The 1264-nt window shown below is 69.6% G+C and carries 2 protein-coding genes; both read left to right on the top strand.

The features are described from left to right. Nucleotides 1–186 (top strand): DUF6858 family protein (locus LRG10_RS13015; protein ID WP_338018487.1); only part of this gene is annotated, 186 nt, incomplete at its 5' end. Nucleotides 187–256: 70 nt separating this feature from the next. Continuing rightward, nucleotides 257–1264 (top strand): arsenic resistance protein (locus tag LRG10_RS13020; protein WP_238635776.1); only part of this gene is annotated, 1008 nt, incomplete at its 3' end.

Below are 1264 nucleotides of genomic sequence, written 5' to 3' on the forward strand. Positions count from 1 at the left end.
ATCTTCTGCGTCGGCCGGCGCCTGCCCATGGCCCTGGCCCCGGCGCTGCGCCCCCGCTCCATCGGGGTCGTGGAGCTGCCGGACCGCTTCGTGGTCAGCTTCATGGAGTCGCCGATGCCGCTGGCCAACGAGCTCATGACCCAGTGGCTCCACGAGCTGGCGGAGGAGGCGGAGCCGGCCTCCTGACCGGCCGCCCGCCGCCCGTCCTCCGCCTGCGCCGCCTTCCATTCGCCTGCTGCCAGGGAGGAGCACGACCATGTGGTCCATCCTCTACGCGATCCAGAAGCGCCTGACCTGGGCCATCCCGGCCATGCTGGTCCTGGGCTTCCTCTACGGCGCCCTCCTGCCCTCGGATCCGCTGCGGTGGCTCGTCCTGCCCCTGACCTTCCTGATGGTCTACCCGATGATGGTCACGCTGCGGGTCTCGCACCTCACCGGCTGGGAGGATCTGCGCGCCCAGCTGCTCACCCAGGGCGTCAACTTCGCCGTCATCCCGTTCATCGCCTTCGGCCTGGGCCTGCTCTTCTTCGCGGACCAGCCCTACATGGCGCTGGGACTGCTGCTCGCGGGCCTGGTCCCCACCAGCGGCATGACCATCTCCTGGACCGGCTTCGCCGGCGGCAACCTCGCCGCAGCGGTCAAGATGACGGTCATCGGGCTCCTGCTCGGGGCCCTCGCGACGCCCTTCTATGTGGAGGCCCTGCTCGGCGCGCAGATCCACGTCGATCTCTGGGCCATCGCCCAGCAGGTGCTGGTGATCGTGGTGCTGCCGCTCATCCTCGGCGTGCTCACCCAGCGTGCACTGGTGCGCCGCTACGGCCAGGAGGACTTCCGCAACCGCTGGGCCTTCCGCTTCCCGGCCCTGTCCACGCTCGGCGTCCTCGGCATCGTCTTCATCGCCATGGCGCTCAACGCCGAGACCATCCTCGCGGCGCCGGAGCGGCTGCTCTACATCCTGGCCCCGGTGGCCCTGCTCTACGCCATCAACTTCCCGCTGAGCACCCTGCTCGGCAAGGCCCTCCTGCCGCGGGGCGACGCCATCGCGCTGGTCTACGGATCCGTGATGCGCAACCTCTCCATCGCTTTGGCGATCGCCATGAACGCGTTCGGCGCCGAGGGGGCGAATGCCGCCCTGGTCATCGCGATCGCCTTCGTCATCCAGGTCCAGGCGGCCGCCTGGTATGTGCGCCTGACGCGCAAGGTCTTCGGCCCACCCGAGGATGAGATCCGGCAGGCCCGCCAGACGGATACGGCCGAGTCCGGT

It is taken from the genome of Halorhodospira sp. 9628, from assembly GCF_022228075.1.
Lineage (GTDB): Bacteria > Pseudomonadota > Gammaproteobacteria > Nitrococcales > Halorhodospiraceae > Halorhodospira > Halorhodospira halophila_A.